General features: G+C 71.8%; 23 protein-coding genes. 6 read left to right on the top strand and 17 right to left on the bottom strand.

What is annotated here, in order from left to right; genetic code table 11:
* Window positions 1-122: 122 nt before the first annotated feature.
* The gene (locus tag ACIRB7_RS18860) at window positions 123-305 is read right to left on the bottom strand and encodes a hypothetical protein (protein WP_403599561.1); all 183 of its coding nucleotides are present in this window, start codon (window positions 303-305) and stop codon (window positions 123-125) included.
* A 75-nt stretch (window positions 306-380) separates the two neighbouring features.
* Between ACIRB7_RS18860 and ACIRB7_RS18855 the strand changes: the two genes are divergently transcribed.
* Both ACIRB7_RS18855 and ACIRB7_RS18850 read left to right on the top strand, forming a co-directional pair.
* A complete protein-coding gene (locus ACIRB7_RS18855; protein WP_403599558.1) occupies window positions 381-1,352 on the top strand; it encodes a hypothetical protein in 972 nt (323 codons plus the stop codon).
* A 2-nt stretch (window positions 1,353-1,354) separates the two neighbouring features.
* Window positions 1,355-1,711: a GntR family transcriptional regulator gene (locus ACIRB7_RS18850; protein WP_403599555.1), complete on the top strand. Its 357-nt coding sequence runs from the start codon at window positions 1,355-1,357 to the stop codon at window positions 1,709-1,711.
* A 94-nt stretch (window positions 1,712-1,805) separates the two neighbouring features.
* Here ACIRB7_RS18850 and ACIRB7_RS18845 read toward each other — a convergent pair whose 3' ends face one another.
* Both ACIRB7_RS18845 and ACIRB7_RS18840 read right to left on the bottom strand, forming a co-directional pair.
* Window positions 1,806-2,765 (bottom strand): D-2-hydroxyacid dehydrogenase family protein, encoded by a 960-nt coding sequence (locus tag ACIRB7_RS18845; RefSeq protein ID WP_403599552.1) that lies wholly within the window; start codon window positions 2,763-2,765, stop codon window positions 1,806-1,808.
* An 85-nt stretch (window positions 2,766-2,850) separates the two neighbouring features.
* Window positions 2,851-3,816, bottom strand: a complete 966-nt coding sequence (locus ACIRB7_RS18840; RefSeq protein WP_403599549.1) for a GlxA family transcriptional regulator — start codon at window positions 3,814-3,816, stop codon at window positions 2,851-2,853.
* A 211-nt stretch (window positions 3,817-4,027) separates the two neighbouring features.
* Here ACIRB7_RS18840 and ACIRB7_RS18835 point away from each other — a divergent pair, with 211 nt between their 5' ends.
* The gene (locus ACIRB7_RS18835) at window positions 4,028-4,630 is read left to right on the top strand and encodes an MBL fold metallo-hydrolase (RefSeq protein ID WP_403599547.1); all 603 of its coding nucleotides are present in this window, start codon (window positions 4,028-4,030) and stop codon (window positions 4,628-4,630) included.
* A 60-nt stretch (window positions 4,631-4,690) separates the two neighbouring features.
* Complete coding sequence (locus ACIRB7_RS18830) at window positions 4,691-5,050, top strand: hypothetical protein (RefSeq protein ID WP_403599544.1); 360 nt, start codon at window positions 4,691-4,693, stop codon at window positions 5,048-5,050.
* A gap of 117 nt (window positions 5,051-5,167) precedes the next feature.
* Here the strand turns inward: ACIRB7_RS18830 and ACIRB7_RS18825 are convergent, their stop codons facing one another.
* The 6 genes from ACIRB7_RS18825 to ACIRB7_RS18800 form a co-directional block, all read right to left on the bottom strand.
* On the bottom strand, window positions 5,168-5,446 hold the full coding sequence (locus tag ACIRB7_RS18825) for an SCO5918 family protein (protein ID WP_403599541.1): 279 nt from the start codon (window positions 5,444-5,446) through the stop codon (window positions 5,168-5,170).
* Window positions 5,447-5,600: 154 nt separating this feature from the next.
* Window positions 5,601-5,804 carry a cold-shock protein gene (locus ACIRB7_RS18820; RefSeq protein ID WP_030210008.1) on the bottom strand — a complete coding sequence of 68 codons (204 nt, stop codon included), beginning with the start codon at window positions 5,802-5,804 and terminating at the stop codon, window positions 5,601-5,603.
* A gap of 407 nt (window positions 5,805-6,211) precedes the next feature.
* Window positions 6,212-6,700, bottom strand: a complete 489-nt coding sequence (locus ACIRB7_RS18815) for an iron chaperone (RefSeq protein ID WP_403599538.1) — start codon at window positions 6,698-6,700, stop codon at window positions 6,212-6,214.
* Between the two features lie 133 nt (window positions 6,701-6,833).
* Window positions 6,834-7,460, bottom strand: a complete 627-nt coding sequence (locus ACIRB7_RS18810) for a glyoxalase (protein WP_403599534.1) — start codon at window positions 7,458-7,460, stop codon at window positions 6,834-6,836.
* A gap of 5 nt (window positions 7,461-7,465) precedes the next feature.
* Window positions 7,466-7,912, bottom strand: a complete 447-nt coding sequence (locus ACIRB7_RS18805; RefSeq protein ID WP_403599531.1) for a helix-turn-helix transcriptional regulator — start codon at window positions 7,910-7,912, stop codon at window positions 7,466-7,468.
* 64 nt (window positions 7,913-7,976) lie between these two features.
* A complete protein-coding gene (locus ACIRB7_RS18800; RefSeq protein WP_403599529.1) occupies window positions 7,977-8,387 on the bottom strand; it encodes a VOC family protein in 411 nt (136 codons plus the stop codon).
* Between the two features lie 263 nt (window positions 8,388-8,650).
* Here ACIRB7_RS18800 and ACIRB7_RS18795 point away from each other — a divergent pair, with 263 nt between their 5' ends.
* On the top strand, window positions 8,651-8,965 hold the full coding sequence (locus ACIRB7_RS18795) for a DUF6213 family protein (RefSeq protein ID WP_403599526.1): 315 nt from the start codon (window positions 8,651-8,653) through the stop codon (window positions 8,963-8,965).
* Window positions 8,966-8,968: 3 nt separating this feature from the next.
* Here the strand turns inward: ACIRB7_RS18795 and ACIRB7_RS18790 are convergent, their stop codons facing one another.
* From ACIRB7_RS18790 to mgrA, 3 genes are all read right to left on the bottom strand, one after another.
* Window positions 8,969-9,331 (bottom strand): DUF952 domain-containing protein, encoded by a 363-nt coding sequence (locus ACIRB7_RS18790; RefSeq protein ID WP_403599524.1) that lies wholly within the window; start codon window positions 9,329-9,331, stop codon window positions 8,969-8,971.
* Window positions 9,332-9,382: 51 nt separating this feature from the next.
* Complete coding sequence (locus ACIRB7_RS18785; RefSeq protein ID WP_403599521.1) at window positions 9,383-10,459, bottom strand: amidinotransferase; 1,077 nt, start codon at window positions 10,457-10,459, stop codon at window positions 9,383-9,385.
* 356 nt (window positions 10,460-10,815) lie between these two features.
* Window positions 10,816-11,808: an L-glyceraldehyde 3-phosphate reductase gene (gene mgrA, locus ACIRB7_RS18780; RefSeq protein ID WP_403599518.1), complete on the bottom strand. Its 993-nt coding sequence runs from the start codon at window positions 11,806-11,808 to the stop codon at window positions 10,816-10,818.
* A 107-nt stretch (window positions 11,809-11,915) separates the two neighbouring features.
* On the opposite strand from mgrA, the gene ACIRB7_RS18775 reads away from it, so the two are divergent.
* Window positions 11,916-12,800: a LysR family transcriptional regulator gene (locus tag ACIRB7_RS18775; RefSeq protein WP_403599516.1), complete on the top strand. Its 885-nt coding sequence runs from the start codon at window positions 11,916-11,918 to the stop codon at window positions 12,798-12,800.
* 10 nt (window positions 12,801-12,810) lie between these two features.
* Here ACIRB7_RS18775 and ACIRB7_RS18770 read toward each other — a convergent pair whose 3' ends face one another.
* The 5 genes from ACIRB7_RS18770 to ACIRB7_RS18750 all read right to left on the bottom strand — a co-directional run bounded on the left by ACIRB7_RS18770 (window position 12,811) and on the right by ACIRB7_RS18750 (window position 16,530).
* Window positions 12,811-13,326, bottom strand: coding sequence for a DinB family protein (locus tag ACIRB7_RS18770; RefSeq protein WP_403599514.1), 516 nt, complete (start codon window positions 13,324-13,326; stop codon window positions 12,811-12,813).
* A gap of 227 nt (window positions 13,327-13,553) precedes the next feature.
* On the bottom strand, window positions 13,554-13,892 hold the full coding sequence (locus tag ACIRB7_RS18765) for a MerR family transcriptional regulator (RefSeq protein WP_403599511.1): 339 nt from the start codon (window positions 13,890-13,892) through the stop codon (window positions 13,554-13,556).
* 171 nt (window positions 13,893-14,063) lie between these two features.
* Window positions 14,064-14,399, bottom strand: a complete 336-nt coding sequence (locus tag ACIRB7_RS18760; protein ID WP_403599507.1) for an SCO5918 family protein — start codon at window positions 14,397-14,399, stop codon at window positions 14,064-14,066.
* A 168-nt stretch (window positions 14,400-14,567) separates the two neighbouring features.
* Window positions 14,568-16,061 carry a DEAD/DEAH box helicase gene (locus ACIRB7_RS18755; protein ID WP_403599504.1) on the bottom strand — a complete coding sequence of 498 codons (1,494 nt, stop codon included), beginning with the start codon at window positions 16,059-16,061 and terminating at the stop codon, window positions 14,568-14,570.
* Window positions 16,062-16,326: 265 nt separating this feature from the next.
* Window positions 16,327-16,530 (bottom strand): cold-shock protein, encoded by a 204-nt coding sequence (locus tag ACIRB7_RS18750; protein WP_351210659.1) that lies wholly within the window; start codon window positions 16,528-16,530, stop codon window positions 16,327-16,329.
* Between the last annotated feature and the right edge of the window lie 241 nt (window positions 16,531-16,771).

Genomic DNA, 16,771 nt, shown 5'->3' with positions numbered 1-16,771 from the left:
TCGAGCCGCCCGCCCCCGAGGACCCGGCAGCGAGTCGCCCGCCGGCGCGGCGGCCCTCACCCGAGGCCGCGGCGACCAGGTGTCCGAGGACGGCGGCAGCGAGTCGCCCGAGGCCGCCGCGGCTAGTTGCCCGAAGCCGCGGCGCCGGACTTCACCGCCGCCGCCGCGTCGACGTTCCCCAGGCCCAGCTTGGCGAGGTTCCCCGGGTTGGCGGCCGAGTCGCGGATCGACTTCATGACGGCGTCCGGGCTCAGACCCTGGTGGTGCAGGAGCGCGGCCCAACAGTCGATGATCGGGTTCCGCATCCGGACGAGAAGCCGAGTTGTTCTAGCAGAGTACGAACAAGTTGTTCTATCCTGGTGCGAACAACGGAGGTTTCCATGAACCGTGCCACGCCACGTCTCCGCGCGCTCGCCGCGCTGCCCTTCGCCCTCACCCTCGCCGCGTACCTGCTGCTGCTCGCCCTCTGGTACGACCGCCTCCCCGACACGCTCGCCACCCACTTCACCGCCGGCGACGGCGGCCGCGCCGACGGCTTCACCGGCCGCACCACGTTCGCCGTCGTCGGCGCCGGCCTGCTCCTCGGCCTCGGCGGCGGCTGGACGGTCCTCGTCCGCCGTACCGCCCTCTGGGGCGCGTGGGCGACGGCCGGCTTCGCCGGAGCGCTGCTCGTCCTCCTCGTACGGGACAACCTCGACGCCACCGACGCCGCCCAGGTCGTCTCCCCCTTCACCAACCTGCTCCTTGGCGCGGCCGCCGCCGCCGTGTTCGCCCTCGCGGGATGGGCGCTGGCCTCGCTCGTGCCCGACGTCGGGCTCAGCGGGCCCGTCGAACACCCCGGCGCGGCCGACGGCCCCCGGCTCGCCCTCGGCGCCGGCGAGGTCGCCGGCTGGTCCCGGGCCACCGGCTCCCGGCCGCTGACCGTCCTCTCCCTGCTCGCCCTCGCCGCCGTCCCGGCCGGCCTGCTCCTCGCCCCCTGGCCCGCCGCCCTGCTCGCGCTGCTCGGCCTGCTCGTCGGCGTGCCGGGCCTCGCCCTCGCCCGGGTCCGGGTCACCGTCGACCGGCGCGGCGTCACCGTACGGCCCTCGCTCGTCCCCCGGCCCCGGGTCCGGGTCCCGCTCGACGAGGTCGTGGGCGCGAGCGTCAGGGAACTCGACACCGCCGCCGTGATCGGAGACTTCGGCGGCTGGGGCTACCGGGTCCGGGCCCACCGGACCGGCGTGGTGCTCCACGCGGGCGAGGCCCTCGTCGTACGGCGGGACAGCGGGCGCGAGTTCGCGGTGACCGTGCCCGACGCGCACACCGCCGCCGCCCTCCTCAACACGCTCGCCGACCGGCATGGGAGGGTCTGACCGTGCTCTTCCGTGTCGACCCGGCCTCCGCCGCGCCCCTCGGCGACCAGATCGCCGCCTGTGTACGGGGCGCCCTCGCCGACGGCTCCGCCGCGCCCGGCGAGCGTCTCCCGGCCGCCCGGGAACTCGCCGACTCCCTCGGCGTCAACGTCCACACCGTCCTCCGGGGCTACCAGCGGCTCCGCGAGGAGGGCCTGATCGAACTCCGCCGGGGCCGGGGCGCCGTCATCGTCCCCGGCGCCACCGCCCCCGACCGCGCCCGCCTGGTCTCCCGGCTGCGCGAGGCGGCGGAGGAGGCACGCGGAATCGGCCTGACGGACGAGGAGTTCGTGGAACTGGCGCGTACGAGTTTGGGGTGAGGCGCGTACGGCCCCGGGTGAGGTGCGTACGGCCCCGGTTGAGGCCCGTACGAGCCCCGGGCAGGGCGTCTCTTCCTGATCGGACCAGCTCAGCTCAGCCCAGCTCGCGTACGGGCGCGCCCTTCAGGAAGGCCTCGATGTCCTCGACCGCCTCCCCGAAGTACCGCCCGTAGTTCCCCTCCGTCACGTACCCGAGGTGCGGCAGCGCGAGCACGTTCGGCAGGGACCGCAGGGGGTCGTCCACAGGCAGCGGCTCGGTCTCGAAGACGTCGAGGCCGGCCCCCGCGATCCACCCCTCACGCAGCGCCCGCAGCAGCGCCCCGCCGTCGACGAGCCCGGCCCGTGAGGTGTTGACGAGGTACGCGTGCGGGCGCATCGCCCGTAGTTCGGGCTCTCCGATCAGCCCCCGGGTGCGGTCGGAGAGCACCATGTGCAGCGAGACGAAGTCGCTGTCCGCGAGCAGTTCCCGCTTGTCCTTCGCGAGCCGTACGCCGTGCTCGGCCGCCCGCTCCTCCGTCAGGTTCGGGCTCCACGCGCGCACGTCCATGCCGAAGGCGAGCCCGATCCCGGCCACCCGGCCGCCGATCTTGCCGAGGCCGACGAGCCCGAGGGTCCGGCCGGCCAGGTCGGCGCCGACCGTGGACTGCCACGGCCCGCCCTCCCGCAGGGCCCGCGCCTCGGCCGGGACGTGCCGGGCGAGGCCGAGGAGGAGCGCCCAGGTGAGTTCGGTGGGCGGCGCGGGGCTGCTGGCGGTGCCGCAGACGGTCACCCCGCGCGCGCGTGCGGCGGCGACGTCGATGGAGGCGTTGCGCATGCCGGAGGTGATGAGGAGCCGGAGCCGGGGGAGCCGGGCCAGGAGCGCGGCGTCGACGGGGGTCCGTTCCCGCATCACGACGAGGATCTCGCAGTCCTCGACGGCGGCGACGAGCGCGTCCCGGTCGGTGAGGTGCTCGCGCAGGACGCGGACGTCGACGCGGTCGGCGAGCGGGCTCCAGTCGGCGGAGGCGAGGGCGACGCCCTGGTAGTCGTCGAGTACGGCGCAGCGAAGCTTCATGACGGCATGATCGCGTACGGCCCGGCGCCGCCCGGCAGTCGGAGTCGCGCTTACGGCTGCGGCCCTGGTCTGATCCCGCGGGTCCTCAGGCGGTGGGCGTACGGGTGAAGGAACGGCGGTACGACCGGGGCGGGACACCGCGGCGGCGTACGAACTGCGCGCGCAGCACCGCCGCGCTGCCGAAGCCGACCGCGCGGGCGACCTCCTCGACCGGCAGGTCCGTGGTCTCCAGGAGCTCCTCGGCGCGACCGAGCCGCAGGGAGAGCAGCCACGCGTGCGGGGTGGTGCCGGTGGACGCGGCGAAACGGCGCGCGAAGGAGCGCCGGCTCATCAGGGCCCGGCGGGCCAGCTCGGCGACGGGAAGCGGCTCGTGGAGGTTCTCCCGGGCCCAGGCGAGGACATCGGTGAGCCGATCGTCCCGGCTGTCCTCGGGGACGGGAGTGGCCAGGTACTGGGCCTGCCCGCCGTCGCGGTGGGAGGGGAGCACCAGGTCCCTGGCGATGGCGTTGGCGGTGGTGGCCCCGTACTCCCGGCGCAGCAGGTGCAGGCACAGGTCGAAGCCGGCGGCGGCGCCCGCGCCCGTGACGATCGGGCCCTGGTCGACGTAGAGGGCGTCGGGTTCGACGGTGACGTCCGGGTGGCGTTCGGCGAGGAGTCCGGCGAACCGCCAGTGCGTGGTGGCCCGCCGCCCGTCGAGCAGCCCGGCCGCGGCGAGCGCGAACGCGCCGACGCAGTGGGCGGCGACCAGGGCCCCGCGCGCGTGTGCGGCGGTCAGCGCGTCGAGCACGGCGGGGCCCGGGGGTGTACGGAACTCCGCCCAGGGCAGGGCGATCACCAGATCGGCCGTGGCCAGCCGTTCCAGACCGTGCTCGACGACCAGCGGCAGTCCGACGTCGGTGCGGACGTTTCCCGGCCGGTCGGTGCAGAGCGCGAAGTCGAAGCGGGGCAGGTCCCCGCCGCGCGCGTCGAACACCTCGGAGACGATCCCGGCGCCGAGCATGCCGACCCCGTGCGGGGCGTAGGCGGCGACGGTCACGAAGGGCTGCGGCATGGGGGCGAGTCTGGCACGCGGGCATGCGCGCGCGTAGGTACGCGGAGCCTGGCCAGGCACGACGCCCGGCTGGCACGACTCCCGGCCAGGCACGACCACCGGCCGGCACGACTCCGGGCTGGCACGGGCTGGCACGGACTGGCACGATTCCCGCGATCCATGGCAGTACGGCCACTCGTGAAGATCCCCGCCCCGCAGAAGACTTGGGGACATGACACACCACGACGACGCGCCGCACGGCCGTACCGCCACGTACACGATCCTGACCACCGGCTACACGCTCTCCACCGGCCCCGGTGTCGCCGCCACCGTCTCCTACGTACGGGACGGCGACCGGCACGTGATCGTCGACCCCGGCATGGTGGCGAGCCGCGACCGGATCCTCGGCCCGCTCGCCGCGCTCGGCCTCGGCCCCGACGACATCACCGACGTGGTGCTCAGCCACCACCACCCCGACAACACCATGAACGTCGGCCTCTTCGGCCGGGCCCGCGTCCACGACCACAAGGCGATCTACGAGAACGACCAGTGGACCGACCGCGACGCCGAGGGCCATGAGCTCGCCCCGTCCCTGCGGCTGATCCGGACCCCCGGCCACAGCCCCGAGGACATCACCCTCCTCGCGGGCACCGACGCCGGTGTCATCGCCTTCGTGGGCGACCTCTGGTGGCGCCCGAACGGCCCGGTGGAGGACCCGGTGGCTCCGGACCACACCGTCCTCAAGGACTCGCGTCTCCGCGTCCTCGCCACGGCTGACGTGATCGTTCCGGGCCACGGCCCGGCGTTCCCGGCGGACGACACGGCACCTCGCTAGCGAGGGCGGAGGGTGGGCGGGTTCCCCCGGTGTCGGTGGTGGCGCCTAGAATCGGCTTTCATGTCGAAGCCTGACGAGCTGCTCGTTGACATTGCCGCCACGGTGGAGTCCGGGCAGAGCAATCAGATGTCCCTGACGGTGGTCGCGGGGGGTGTGGTCCTCACCGGTCGGCTGGCCCCGGAAGCCCTGTGGAGACAGCGCGTGTCGGAGGTCCTGACGGACTCGGCCCGCCTCGCCGAGTTCTCCGCCGTGTTCAGCCCCTCCGCACGCGAGGAAGGGCCACCCACCCACCTGCACTTCCACCTCGCCCGGATCCTCCAGGGGACGGTGGGCATCCCGGAGACCGGCGGGATGTACCGCGTCGCCCTCTCGGACGTCAGCGCCTGGACGGTGGGCGACTTCAGCTACTCCGACCACTGATCCCCGTACCCGTATCCGTACCCGTAAACGTACGACTGCGGGCGGCGGCTGAGGAGCCGTACTCACGCGGCAGCCGGCGCGCCGCCCGCCTCGTACTGCCGGGGCGTACGGGAGACGTCAGAAGGTGTCCGAGGTGTCCGACGGCGCGGGGGGCTGCTCGGCGGGGACGGTGAGGCAGGTGAAGCCGAGCTTGGTCATCGCGCGGACGACCTCGCCGGCGCTGAAATCGCGGCGGTCCTGGCGGGTGACGACCTCGCCCACCTGCTTCACGGGGAACTGACGGCGTCCGATGACGACGACGTCACCGACGGCCGGCTCGGGCTTGACGCCCTTCATCGATTCGAGGACGCCGGCTTTGGTCAGCTCGAAGGGGAAGCGTGCGATGACACAGCGCATGGTGACTCCTGCGGAGAAGTGGTCCAGTAACGGTCCAGAAGGGGGCCGGGCAGGAAATTCCCGCAGCCCGGCGAGAGGTGCAAAGAGCTGAGGCCCGCACCCCAAAGGTGCGGGCCTCAGCTCGTCAGCTCATGCTACGCGTCAGCGCCTGGCGTCAGGCGGGGACGATGTTCTCGGCGGTCGGGCCCTTCTGGCCCTGCGCGATGTCGAAGCTCACCTTCTGGCCTTCCTGCAGCTCACGGAAGCCCTGGGCGGCGATGTTCGAGTAGTGGGCGAAGACGTCGGGGCCGCCACCGTCCTGCTCGATGAAGCCGAAGCCCTTTTCCGAGTTGAACCACTTCACGGTGCCAGTCGCCATGTCATTTCTCCTTCGGGGCAGTGCTCGGAGCCCACACCCTGTGTGCTCCGTGTCGCTGCGATGATCGCCCCGTCCGGAAAAAGTCCGGAAATGAAAAAGGGTGCCCAGCGCCGGATGAACCGGAAGGGGCACTCGTACGTTCGGGACCCACAACTGCAACTGATATCGACAGTAGCACGGTGACGCGGGGTGTGCTGGGTGAAGAAATGCGGGCGCCGCCATCCCGTGTGTTTACATGACAAATTTCCACCCCGCGTCGCCTCGAATTCACGCGACGCGATCGGACGTATTTCCCCGCGCGGAGCGACCGTCCCGGCCCCCCGGAGCCGGTGACGCAGGTCACCCCTGCTGGCCCTGGGGAGACCCGGGACGGGTCCGGACGGTGAACTTCCTGCGCGCAGTCGGCGTCAGCTGACGGCCTTCGCCACGAGCGCGGCGATACGGGCCTCGTCGGCGGCGCCGAGTTCCGTCAGGGCGAAGCTGGTCGCCCACAGGGCGCCGTCGTCCAGCCGCGCCAGATCGCTGAAGCCGAGCGTGGCGTACCGCGTCTTGAACTTCTGCGCGCTCTGGAAGAAACAGACGACCTTGCCGTCCCTGGCGTACGCGGGCATCCCGTACCAGGTCTTCGGCGCCAGCTCCGGCGCGTTCGCCGCGACGATCTCGTGGATCCGTTCGGCGAGGACACGGTCGGCCTCGGGCATCTCGGCGATCTTCGCGCGCACTTCGGCGTCCCCGTCGGCCCTGGCCTTGGCCGACCGCGCGTCGCGCCGCGCGGTCGCCTTGAGCTCCTGGGCGCGCTCCTTCATCGCCGCGCGCTCCTCCTCGGTGAAGCCGTCGTACTTCGCGCCGCTCTCGCCGGCGCTGCTGCTCTTGGTGGACGACCGCGTGTTCGGCATGACGGGTTCCTCTCGAAGGACCGGCTGGGAGGTCAGGGGGTGGGGTCAGGAAGGGGGTCAGGGGGTGGGGTCAAGAAGGGGGTCAGGGGGTGGGGTGAGGAAGGGGGTCAGGAGGTGGGGTCAGGAGGCGGGGTCAGGGCGCGGTGGTCACGGCGGCGGCCTCCCACGCGAACCCGTCCGGGTCGGTGAAGGAGCCGGGGCCTTCGCCGCCGAGCACGATCCGGTGGGATCCCTCGCCGTCGACCGGGACACCGGCGTCCTTGGCGAGGGCGCGGCGCCCGTACAGGGCGAGCTTGACCGGGCTGTCCCCGGCGGCGAACTCGACGTACTTCTTGCCGAAGCTCTTCGCCACGGTGAGGCCGCGCTCGACGTAGAACTTCCTGGTCTCGGCCACGTCCGTGGCCCCGAGGAGGAGCACGAACTGGTCGACGCGGCCGGTGGCCGGGCCGGTGTCCTTCTTCGCCGAGGTGGCGATCTTCCAGATGGTCCCGTCCGGGGCCTGGAAGACGCCGCCGTAGCCCCAGAAGGACTTCGACACGGGCTTGAGGACGGTGGCCCCGGCGTCGAGGGCGGCGTCGACGAGGAGTCGGACGTCGGCCGGCTGGGAGACCGTGAGCGAGAGCGTGAACCCACGGAAGCCGGTGGCCGGCACGTCCGAGGCCCGCAGGCGCACATGGGCGCCGAGGCCGGAGGCGGTGTAGAAGCGGTCGGCGGCCTGGAGGTCGGCCACCTCGAGGGTGACGGATGCGATGGCGTTCATGGGATTCACGCTAGGCGGGGGGTGCCCGCCGGTGCTTCTCGATTCCTGACGGGTCGCGTCACCTGCTTCGCCACGCACGACGGCAGCCCGGCCTCGGCGTCCGCGACCTGGCGCCGGTAGACGCTGGGCGGCACGCCGACGAGCTCGGTGAACCGGGTGCTGAACGTGCCGAGCGAGGAACAGCCGACCGTGAAGCAGACGTCCGTGACGCTGAGGTCGTCGCGGTGCAGCAGGGCCATGGCGCGCTCGATGCGCCGCGTCATGAGGTACGAGTACGGCGACTCGCCGTAGGCCTGCTTGAACTGCCGGCTGAGGTGCCCCGCCGACATGTTCACGCCGCGCGCGAGCGCCTCGACGTCCAGCGGCTGCGCGTACTCCCGGTCCATCCGGTCGCGGACACGGCGCAACCGCGCGAGATCACTCAGGCGCTGCGCCTCGTTCAGTGCGCTCATCCACGCAGGATGACACATGAGGAGAACCCTTTCAGCGGAGCTTCGGAGGGACTTCGGCCGGGCTTCAGCGGAGCTCCTGGATGCGGACGAGATTGCCCGCGGGGTCGCGGAAGGCGCAGTCACGGGCGCCGTACGGCTGCTCGGTCGGCTCCTGGACGACCTCGACGTCCGTGGCCTGGATCTTCTCGAACGTGCCGTCGAGGTCCGGGGTGGCGAGCAGGATCCAGCCGTACGTGCCCTTGGCCATCATCTCGGCGATGGTGCGGCGCTCGGCCTCGGTGATCCCCGGGTCGGCGCCGGGCGGCGCGAGCAGGATCGACGTACCGGGCTGCCCGACGGGTCCGACGGTGATCCAGCGGGTCCTGCCCTGGCCGACGTCGCTGCGCACCTCGAAGCCGAGGGCGTCGCGGTAGAAGGCGACGGAGGCGTCCGGGTCGTCGTGGGGAAGGACGGTGGTGTGAATGGTGAGGTCCATGCCGTCAAGCTAGTGGGACGCGACCACCCGCGCTTCTCGATTCCTGACGAATCATCGCCTGACGTGCGGCGGCGTGCGGCGGCGTATGGCGGCGCACGGCGATGCACGACGGCATACGGCGCGTACGGCGATGCACGACGGCGTACGGCGACGCACGCGCCGGCCGTGTGTGTAGCACCGGCGGTCCCGGGCAACCGCCCCCCGAGGGCCGGATCACGGCACCCACGTCAGACCACTCCTTCTGCGGCGGAGGTCGGTTCACCATGAACGCGTCGAACGCGTCCAACGCGTCGATTCCCCTGGTCTACGCCTCGCGCGGCGAGCTGCTGATCCCCGCCACGAAGGTGACCGGGCTCCTGCGGCGGGTCGCCGCCGGATGGCTGCGGACGACCGAGGCGGGTGGGACGGCGGGCGGGGCGGAACTCGATCCCGCGACCGCGCTCGCCCTGGCGCGGCAGCTGAGCGACCTGGCCGACCAGATCGACGTCGAGTGCATCGCGGTCAGACGCCCGGTGAGCGAGCCCCCGCCGCCCGACGGCGGCCGCCGGGGCCGGGGAGACGCGCAGCCACCGCCCTGAGGGTCAGTTGGGGCGGGTGAGCCCGGTGGCGCGCCCGTCCTCGTCCCATTCGATCTCCAGGACCTCGGTGACGGCGTCGCGGTTGACCGGCCCGAAGACATGGGGGAACAGGACGTCCTCGTCGACCCCGGGCGGCGGGGTGGGAGCCGCCGCCTCGAACTCCAGCCTGGAGGTGAGCCGGTCCTCGGCGATGAGCAGCGCGAGGAGCGGCTTCGGCGCGCTCCGGTAGAAGGCGTCGACGACGGCGAGGGTCGTCTTCACGTCGGGGGAGCAGTGGACGAACCCCTCCTCCGCGAGGGAGGCGGGCGCGTACGGGGCGTCGGGGCGGGCGTTCCACTCACCGGAGGTCACGACGTGGTAGATCATGGCCCATTTTCCCATGGGCGACCCGCCGGACCGCTGATCGCTGACCGCTGATCAGTCGACGTACGACTGGAGGGTGCCCCGGCGCCGTACGTCGAGCGTGGCGCAGTGGAAGGAGCCACCGAACGGCGCGTAGTGCTGGAGGTCGCAGGGGATCGGCTCGAAGCCCCAACGTTCGAGCGCGCGCAGCGTGTTGGTGTGGTTCCGCTCCGCGATCACCCGCTTCTCGTCGATCATGAGGACGTTCAGGCTGAGCCACTTCCCGCACATCGAGGTGAGCCTCAGCAGCCGCTCGTCGATCGGGTCGGGCTCGGGGGCGATCAGGACGTCCCAGGACCTCAGGACGTCGGGCAGGCGGTCGACGTCGACGTACTCGGGGTTGACCAGCACCTTGCCGGGCGCGAGCGGGAGGAACGTCGTGTCGATGTGCATCGGCGTACGGCAGCGGCTCTCGATCTCGTGGATGCGGTAGCCGGGGCCGAGGTGGCGGCGCAGCCACTCGATGCCCATGCGGTTGGTGACGTTGCTCCGCGTCACGAAGAGGTCGCGCCCCGCGCGTACGAAGTCCGCCGCGTCGAAGACCGGCTCGAACTCGGTGAGGATGTAGCGCATGGGCTCGCCGTCCTCGGGGACCCGGAAGTCCTCGTCGAACAGCTCGTCGGTGAGCTGCGGTTTCGGCGCCGCCGTCCAGCGCGCGCCGCGGCGGAAGTAGTCCTTGACGAGCGCGCGGTACGAACCGGTCTCGAAGTACCGGCACGGCCAGGCCCCGGGGGTCTCGATGATCTCGTCACCGATCACGAGGAGGACGTCGCGCGGGCAGGCGTTGCAGAAGCCGCGGGAGGTCCAGTGGGGGGTGCTGAAGCGGCGCCGGTGGTCGACCGCGTCCGGGCGTGTGACGGTGACGCCGAGCGAGCGCAGGAGGTCGATGAACCCGTCGAGCTCCTGCTGGGCCCGCTCGACCAGCATGCGCGGATACCGGAAGCCGGAGGAGAGGCCCTGCAGACGCCCGGCCCAGGGCGGAACGTTGCAGGTCACGATCGGGTGGTTGGAGGGGATCGTCGCGCCTTCGAGCCGGCCGACGACGACCTCCTCCAGCGGGTCCCACTCGTTGTGCGAGCTGACCGGCGACATGACGGGGGCGGGTGGCGATACGGGGGCCGATGCCGGTGCCGGTGCCGGTGCGCGTGAAGGTGAAGGTGTCGGCGTGACGGGAGTCTGGGTGCGCTGGGCTGGCACGGTCGCCTCCTGAGGTCGGACAGGCACGTCACCGGGGGCCAGGGCCGCCGCCCGTGAGGCCGCCGCGGCCACCGTGTGCGAGGTGCTTCAGGCGGCTTCCCGCTTCTGCGGGGGCGCATGCGCGCGCGGAAGCGAGAGAAGCGGCCGCGCAGGCGCCTGCCGGGGCGGAGGCGCCCGTACGGCTCCGATGGCCGTACGGCTCCGACGGCTGTACGGCTCCGATGGCTGTACGGCCCACAGGCCCGTACGGCTCAGGGGCGAACGACCGCGTCGATACGCCCCAGCTCCTCCTCCTCGAAGTCGAGGTTGGCGATCGCGGCCACGCTGTCCTCCAGCTGGCGGGTGCTGCTCGCGCCGACCAGGGCGGAGGTCACGCGGCCGCCGCGCAGTACCCAGGCGAGGGCGAGCTGGGCGAGGGTCTGGCCTCGGGCCGCGGCGATCTCGTTCAGGGCGCGCAGCCGGCCCACCAGGTCCTCGGTGACGGCGGCCCGGTTCAGGAAGGGGCTGTCGCTCGCGGCCCGGGAGTCCTCGGGGATGCCGTCCAGGTAGCGGCCGGTGAGCAGGCCCTGCTCCAGCGGGGAGTAGGCGATGGAGCCGACCTGGAGCTCGTCGAGCGCGTCGAGCAGGCCCTCGTCCTCCGGGCGCCGGTCGAGCATCGAGTAACGGGGCTGGTGGATGAGGAGCGGGGTGCCGAGGTCGCCGAGGATGCGGGCGGCCTCGCGGGTCTGCTCGGCGGAGTAGTTGGAGACGCCGACGTAGAGGGCCTTGCCCTGCTGGACGGCGGAGTGGAGGGCGCGCATCGTCTCCTCCAGCGGAGTCTCCGGGTCGAAGCGGTGCGAGTAGAAGACGTCGACGTGGTCGAGCCCGAGCCGGGTCAGGCTCTGGTCGAGCGAGGCGAGCAGGTACTTGCGCGAGCCCCATTCGCCGTACGGGCCGGGCCACATCAGGTATCCGGCCTTGGTGGAGATGATCAGCTCGTCGCGGTAGGGCGCGAGGTCGGTCCGCAGGGCGTCGCCGAGGGCGGACTCGGCGGCGCCGGGCGGCGGCCCGTAGTTGTTGGCCAGGTCGAAGTGGGTGATGCCCAGGTCGAAGGCGCGGCGCAGGATGGCGAGCTGGGTCTCGGCCGGGCGGTCGGGGCCGAAGTTGTGCCAGAGGCCGAGGGAAAGCGCGGGGAGCTTCAGGCCACTGCGTCCGGTGCGCCGGTAGGGCATGGCGGCGTAGCGGTCGGGGTGTGCGGCGTACAACGCGACTCCAGGGGAGGGGGGAGGAGGGCGTGTCCAATCTCCTCCGACCCGACGCCATGCGTCCAACAGGAGAATCCGATCGTATTCAGCGTCTAGGCTTCTGAATCGTGGAACTCCGACATCTCCAGCACTTCGTCGCCGTCGCCGAGGACCGGCACTTCACCCGGGCCGCCGAGCGGCTCATGGTGTCCCAGTCGGGCCTGTCGGCGTCGATCAGGGCGCTGGAGCGGGAGCTGCGGGCGCCGCTGTTCGTACGGACCACCCGCCGGGTGACGCTGACGGAGGCCGGGCGGGCGCTGCTGGTGGAGGCGGAGCGGATCCTGGCGCAGGTGCGGGCGGCGCACGAGGCGGTGGCCGCCGTGCAGGGCGTGCTGCGCGGCACGCTCGCGCTCGGTACCGAGCAGTGCATCGCGGGGGTGCGTACGCCCGGGCTGCTCGCGGCGTTCCGGCGGAGGCATCCGGACGTGGAGATCCGGCTGCGGCAGTCGGGCTCGCCCGATCTGGCCGAGGAGGTCGTGGCCGGTCGCCTCGACCTGGCGTTCGCGTACCGCACCCGGGCCGACTCCGACCAGCTGCGTTCGGTGTCGCTGGCGGCCGAACCGATGACCCTCCTGTGCCACCCCGAGCACCCGCTCGCGACGGCCGGTCCCGCGCTCTCGCCGGAGGACGTCGCAGGCGAGGTCTTCGTCGACTTCCACCCGGACTGGGGGCCGCGCCAGGCCACGGACGCGGCGTTCGCCGCGGCGGGGGTACGCCGTACGGTCGCCCTGGAGGTGAACGACGTGCACAGTCTCCTGGACCTGGTCGACGAGAACCTCGGCGTCGCCGCCGTCCCCCACCACTTCCGCCACAAGCGCGAGGCCCTGAGCGCCATCCCCCTGAAGGGCACGGGCCCGGCGGTGTACGAGACGGTGGCCCTGCTCCCACCCCCGGGGACCACCAGCCCGGCGGCCCGCGCCCTGATGACCCTGCTCCAGACGGGCGGGTACTGACGGGGGGCGGCTAGTAGTAGCCCTTCGTGCCGTCGAGCAGCTCGCGGACGATGTCCGCGTGGCCCGCGTGGCGCCCGGTCTCCTCGACGAGATGGATCAGCATCCAGCGGAGGTTGGCGCCGCCGGAGTAGAAGTCGGAGTTGCGGCCGACGTCGTCCAGGGAGGCCGCGGCGACGATCTCGTCACTGCGCGCGCACTGGGCCTCGTACTCCGCGAGGAGCTCGGCGAGCGGACGGCCGCCGGTGTCCCAGTCGGCGCCCTCGCCCGACTTGGCGAGCGCCGGGTTCAGCTTCGGGTCGCCGCCGAGGAACAGGACCTCCAGCCAGGTGTGCTCGGTCCAGCGCATATGGGAGACGAGACCGGCCATCGTCATGGCGGGCGAGTCAGGAAGGACCGAGCGGTGCGCGTCCTCGTCGCTCAGCCCCTCGCACTTCCAGCGCAGTATCTTCCGCTGAAGTTCCAACCAGCCGAGGATCGCGGTGCGTTCGTCCGCTTGGAGCGGGGGCCGTTCCAGGTTCGAGGTCATGCCCGCGGACGCTACCGGAGAAGCCCCGTCGACCGCCTTCCCGATTCCCGCATGCCCGCATGCCCGCCCGGCGGCCGCAGCGAGCCGGAGCCCGGGAAGCCGACTCCGCAACTCACCGTTTCGTGACGGCCCGTCGGTTCACTCCGGCGGGCCGTCAAGCGTCCTGGGGGAGGGGCTGGGCACCCGTGCGATACCTGCCCGGCGGGGTGACCGCGGGCGGACCGACCTCAAACCGAGGCGGGTGGCGCGTCGGGTTCGGCGGCGCGGCGGTATTCGGCGTTGATGCGCTGGGCTTCTTCGAGCTGGTCTTCGAGGACGATGATGCGGCAGGCGGCTTCGATGGGTGTGCCTTGGTCGACGAGTTCGCGGGCGCGTGCGGCGATGCGCAGTTGGTAGCGGGAGTAGCGTCGGTGGCCGCCGGCTGAGCGGAGCGGGGTGATGAGGCGGGCTTCTCCGATGGCGCGGAGGAAGCCCTGGGTGGTGCCGAGCATCTCGGCAGCCCGGCCCATGGTGTAGGCGGGGTAGTCGTCGTCGTCGAGACGGCCGTACGAGTCATCTGCTGTCATTTGCACCTCTTTGTGGAACGCGTGGAGGGGCCCTGGCGCCGTACGGCACCAGGGCCCCGAAGGAACTACTACACCACTCCTGCGAATACCGCTCACGGGGAGACCCGCCCATGGATACGCGAGAGGGCCCGACCGGCGGGTGCCGGTCGGGCCCTCTCGGGTGTCCGAGTGTCAGCTCACGTTCGCGGGGGCCATGGTCAGGCCCGCCGGTGCGCCGAGCATCGCGGAGGCGTGCTGGAGGGGGTTGAGGGCGCGGGCGGGCGCGGTGTTCTGGGCAACGCCGCGGCAGGTGAAGCCGAGCTTGGTCATGGCCCGGAGGACCTCACCGGCGCTGAAGTCGCGACGGTCCTGGCGGGTGATGACCTGACCGACCTGCATGACCGGGTAGGTCCGGCGGCCGATGATCACGGAGTCGCCGACGACCTCCTCGGGCTTGACGCCCTTCATGGAGTCCAGGACGCCGTTCTTGGTGAGGTCGAAGGGGAAGCGGGCGATGACACAGCGCACGATGCCTCACAGGGAGAGAAGGGGGATGGTTCCGCCGTGGTGACGCGGTTCACGCGAGGGCGAGGGCGAGGGCGAGGGCGAGGACGAGAGCGAGGGTGGGGCTGGGCGCGAGGGGCGCCCGGGGCCACGGCGCCCGACGCCCGCGGGCGTCCTCTGCTCACGTACGGCTCAGGCCGCCGCGCCGGTGGCGGGGCGCCGTCCGCCGGCACGCCGAGCGGCCGAGGCGGTACCGCGTCGACCTCGGGAGGTCGTGCTGCGCTTGCGCTGCTCGGTGGGCGGCGCGGTGATCGTCACGGGGATGCCGGAGGGGGTCCGCGCGCCGGTGATCCGGGTGAGGGCCTCCTCGCCGGAGCGGACCTGGGTGGTCTGGGGCACGATGCCGGCGGTCGCCATGAGGCGGGTCATGTCGCGGCGCTGGTTGGCGGTGACCAGGGTGACGACGCTGCCGGACTCGCCGGCCCGGGCGGTACGGCCGCCGCGGTGGAGGTAGTCCTTGTGGTCGGTCGGCGGGTCTACGTTGACGACGAGGTCGAGGTTGTCGACGTGGATGCCGCGCGCGGCGACGTTGGTCGCGACGAGGACGGTGACGTGCCCGGTCTTGAACCGGGCGAGAGTACGGGTGCGCTGCGGCTGCGTCTTCCCGCCGTGCAGGGCGGCCGCCCGGACACCGCAGTTGAGGAGGTCCTCGGTGAGGCGGTCCACGGCGTGCTTGGTGTCCAGGAACATGATGACCCGGCCGTCGCGCGCGGCGATCTCGGTCGTCAGCCGCTGCTTGTCGGCACCGTGCACGTGCAGGACGTGGTGCTCCATGGTGGTGACCGCGCCCTGGGAGGGGTCCACGGAGTGGACGACGGGGTCGGTGAGGTAGCGGCGGACCAGGAGGTCGACGTTACGGTCCAGGGTCGCGGAGAACAGCATGCGCTGGCCCTCGGGGCGGACCTGGTTCAGGAGCGCTGTGACCTGGGGCATGAAGCCCATGTCGGCCATCTGGTCGGCCTCGTCGAGGACGGTGATGGCGACCTGGTTCAGCCGGCAGTCGCCGCGGTCGATGAGGTCCTTGAGGCGCCCGGGGGTGGCCACGACGACCTCGGCGCCGCTGCGCAGTGCGTTCGCCTGCCGGCCGATCGGCATGCCGCCGACGACGGTGGCCAGGCGCAGCTTCACGGCGCGGGCGTAGGGGGTGAGCGCGTCGGTGACCTGCTGGGCGAGTTCCCGGGTGGGGACCAGGACCAGCGCCAGCGGCTGACGGGGCTCGGCGAGCTGTCCGGCGGTACGGGCCAGCAGGGCCAGGCCGAAGGCGAGGGTCTTGCCGGAGCCGGTCCGGCCGCGGCCCAGGACGTCACGGCCCGCCAGGGAGTTCGGCAGCGTCGCGCCCTGGATGGGGAACGGGACGGTCACGCCCTGCGTGGTGAGGGCGGCCAGGAGGCCCTTGGGCATGTCGAGGTCGGCGAACGCCTCGACGGCGGGAAGTCCCGGAGTGATCGTCTTCGGCGGGGCGAACTCTCCCTGGACGGCGGCGGGACGCCTGCCGTATCCGCCGGACCGGCTCGGGGCGGACGAACCGGGGCGACCGCCCCTGCCCGTACCGGGGGAGGAGTCGTACGTGTGGCCACCGCTGCGGCGGGTGCGGGAGGAACGGTTGTTCGTGCGTGTGGGGTTCATTCAGAACCTTCCTTGATACGGCGCGTATCGAGGAATTCCGGCAGCGCATGAACGGCGCTGGAATCACAGGCACGGGCCGAATGAATGACGAAAAGCGAGCAGCTCGCCTCAGGAAAAGAAACTGTCGACGTAACGGGGACAGCGGGCGAGCCGGCAAGCGAAAAAATACGAGAGACGCAGGTGCATATGAAATTCCTGCGAAATGCATGCAGCTGGGGCCCGCACCCCGAGGGATGCGGGCCCCAGCTACGATTACGCGTCAGCGTCAGGCGGAGACGATGTTCTCGGCCGTCGGGCCCTTCTGGCCCTGCGCGATGTCGAAGGTCACCTTCTGGCCCTCCTGAAGCTCACGGAAGCCCTGGGCGGCGATGTTCGAGAAGTGGGCGAACACGTCGGGGCCGCCACCGTCCTGCTCGATGAAGCCGAAGCCCTTTTCCGCGTTGAACCACTTCACGGTGCCAGCAGCCATGTCATATCTCCTTGGGGCAATACGCCGGCATCCGTACCTTACGGATGCCCGTGTCGCCGCGATGATGCCCTGCCCGGAAAATGACCGGAAATACAAAGCGCTTCCGTACGGCGAACGGCCGATGGGAGGCGCTTGAAGTCTTTGGGTACCAAAACTGCAACTGCTTTCGACAGTAGCACGTCGCCGCAGCCTGCGTGCGTCGAATATTTCCCCCTGCGTGTTGCCGACAAGAACTCTCCGA

The sequence above is a fragment of the Streptomyces sp. NPDC093795 genome (genome assembly GCF_044764665.1).
In the GTDB taxonomy this organism is placed as follows: Bacteria; Actinomycetota; Actinomycetes; order Streptomycetales; family Streptomycetaceae; genus Streptomyces.
Note: the sequence above shows the minus strand (reverse complement) of the source record. Positions and strands in the feature narration are given on the sequence as shown.

Coding starts and splice junctions, on each gene's coding strand:
- ACIRB7_RS18860 (WP_403599561.1), bottom strand. CDS start 305: ATGCGGAACCCGATCATCGACTGTTGGGCCGCGCTCCTGCACCACCAG.
- ACIRB7_RS18855 (WP_403599558.1), top strand. CDS start 381: ATGAACCGTGCCACGCCACGTCTCCGCGCGCTCGCCGCGCTGCCCTTC.
- ACIRB7_RS18845 (WP_403599552.1), bottom strand. CDS start 2,765: ATGAAGCTTCGCTGCGCCGTACTCGACGACTACCAGGGCGTCGCCCTC.
- ACIRB7_RS18840 (WP_403599549.1), bottom strand. CDS start 3,816: ATGCCGCAGCCCTTCGTGACCGTCGCCGCCTACGCCCCGCACGGGGTC.
- ACIRB7_RS18835 (WP_403599547.1), top strand. CDS start 4,028: ATGACACACCACGACGACGCGCCGCACGGCCGTACCGCCACGTACACG.
- ACIRB7_RS18830 (WP_403599544.1), top strand. CDS start 4,691: ATGTCGAAGCCTGACGAGCTGCTCGTTGACATTGCCGCCACGGTGGAG.
- ACIRB7_RS18825 (WP_403599541.1), bottom strand. CDS start 5,446: ATGCGCTGTGTCATCGCACGCTTCCCCTTCGAGCTGACCAAAGCCGGC.
- ACIRB7_RS18820 (WP_030210008.1), bottom strand. CDS start 5,804: ATGGCGACTGGCACCGTGAAGTGGTTCAACTCGGAAAAGGGCTTCGGC.
- ACIRB7_RS18815 (WP_403599538.1), bottom strand. CDS start 6,700: ATGCCGAACACGCGGTCGTCCACCAAGAGCAGCAGCGCCGGCGAGAGC.
- ACIRB7_RS18810 (WP_403599534.1), bottom strand. CDS start 7,460: ATGAACGCCATCGCATCCGTCACCCTCGAGGTGGCCGACCTCCAGGCC.
- ACIRB7_RS18805 (WP_403599531.1), bottom strand. CDS start 7,912: ATGAGCGCACTGAACGAGGCGCAGCGCCTGAGTGATCTCGCGCGGTTG.
- ACIRB7_RS18800 (WP_403599529.1), bottom strand. CDS start 8,387: ATGGACCTCACCATTCACACCACCGTCCTTCCCCACGACGACCCGGAC.
- ACIRB7_RS18795 (WP_403599526.1), top strand. CDS start 8,651: ATGAACGCGTCGAACGCGTCCAACGCGTCGATTCCCCTGGTCTACGCC.
- ACIRB7_RS18790 (WP_403599524.1), bottom strand. CDS start 9,331: ATGATCTACCACGTCGTGACCTCCGGTGAGTGGAACGCCCGCCCCGAC.
- ACIRB7_RS18785 (WP_403599521.1), bottom strand. CDS start 10,459: ATGTCGCCGGTCAGCTCGCACAACGAGTGGGACCCGCTGGAGGAGGTC.
- ACIRB7_RS18770 (WP_403599514.1), bottom strand. CDS start 13,326: ATGACCTCGAACCTGGAACGGCCCCCGCTCCAAGCGGACGAACGCACC.
- ACIRB7_RS18765 (WP_403599511.1), bottom strand. CDS start 13,892: ATGACAGCAGATGACTCGTACGGCCGTCTCGACGACGACGACTACCCC.
- ACIRB7_RS18755 (WP_403599504.1), bottom strand. CDS start 16,061: ATGAACCCCACACGCACGAACAACCGTTCCTCCCGCACCCGCCGCAGC.
- ACIRB7_RS18750 (WP_351210659.1), bottom strand. CDS start 16,530: ATGGCTGCTGGCACCGTGAAGTGGTTCAACGCGGAAAAGGGCTTCGGC.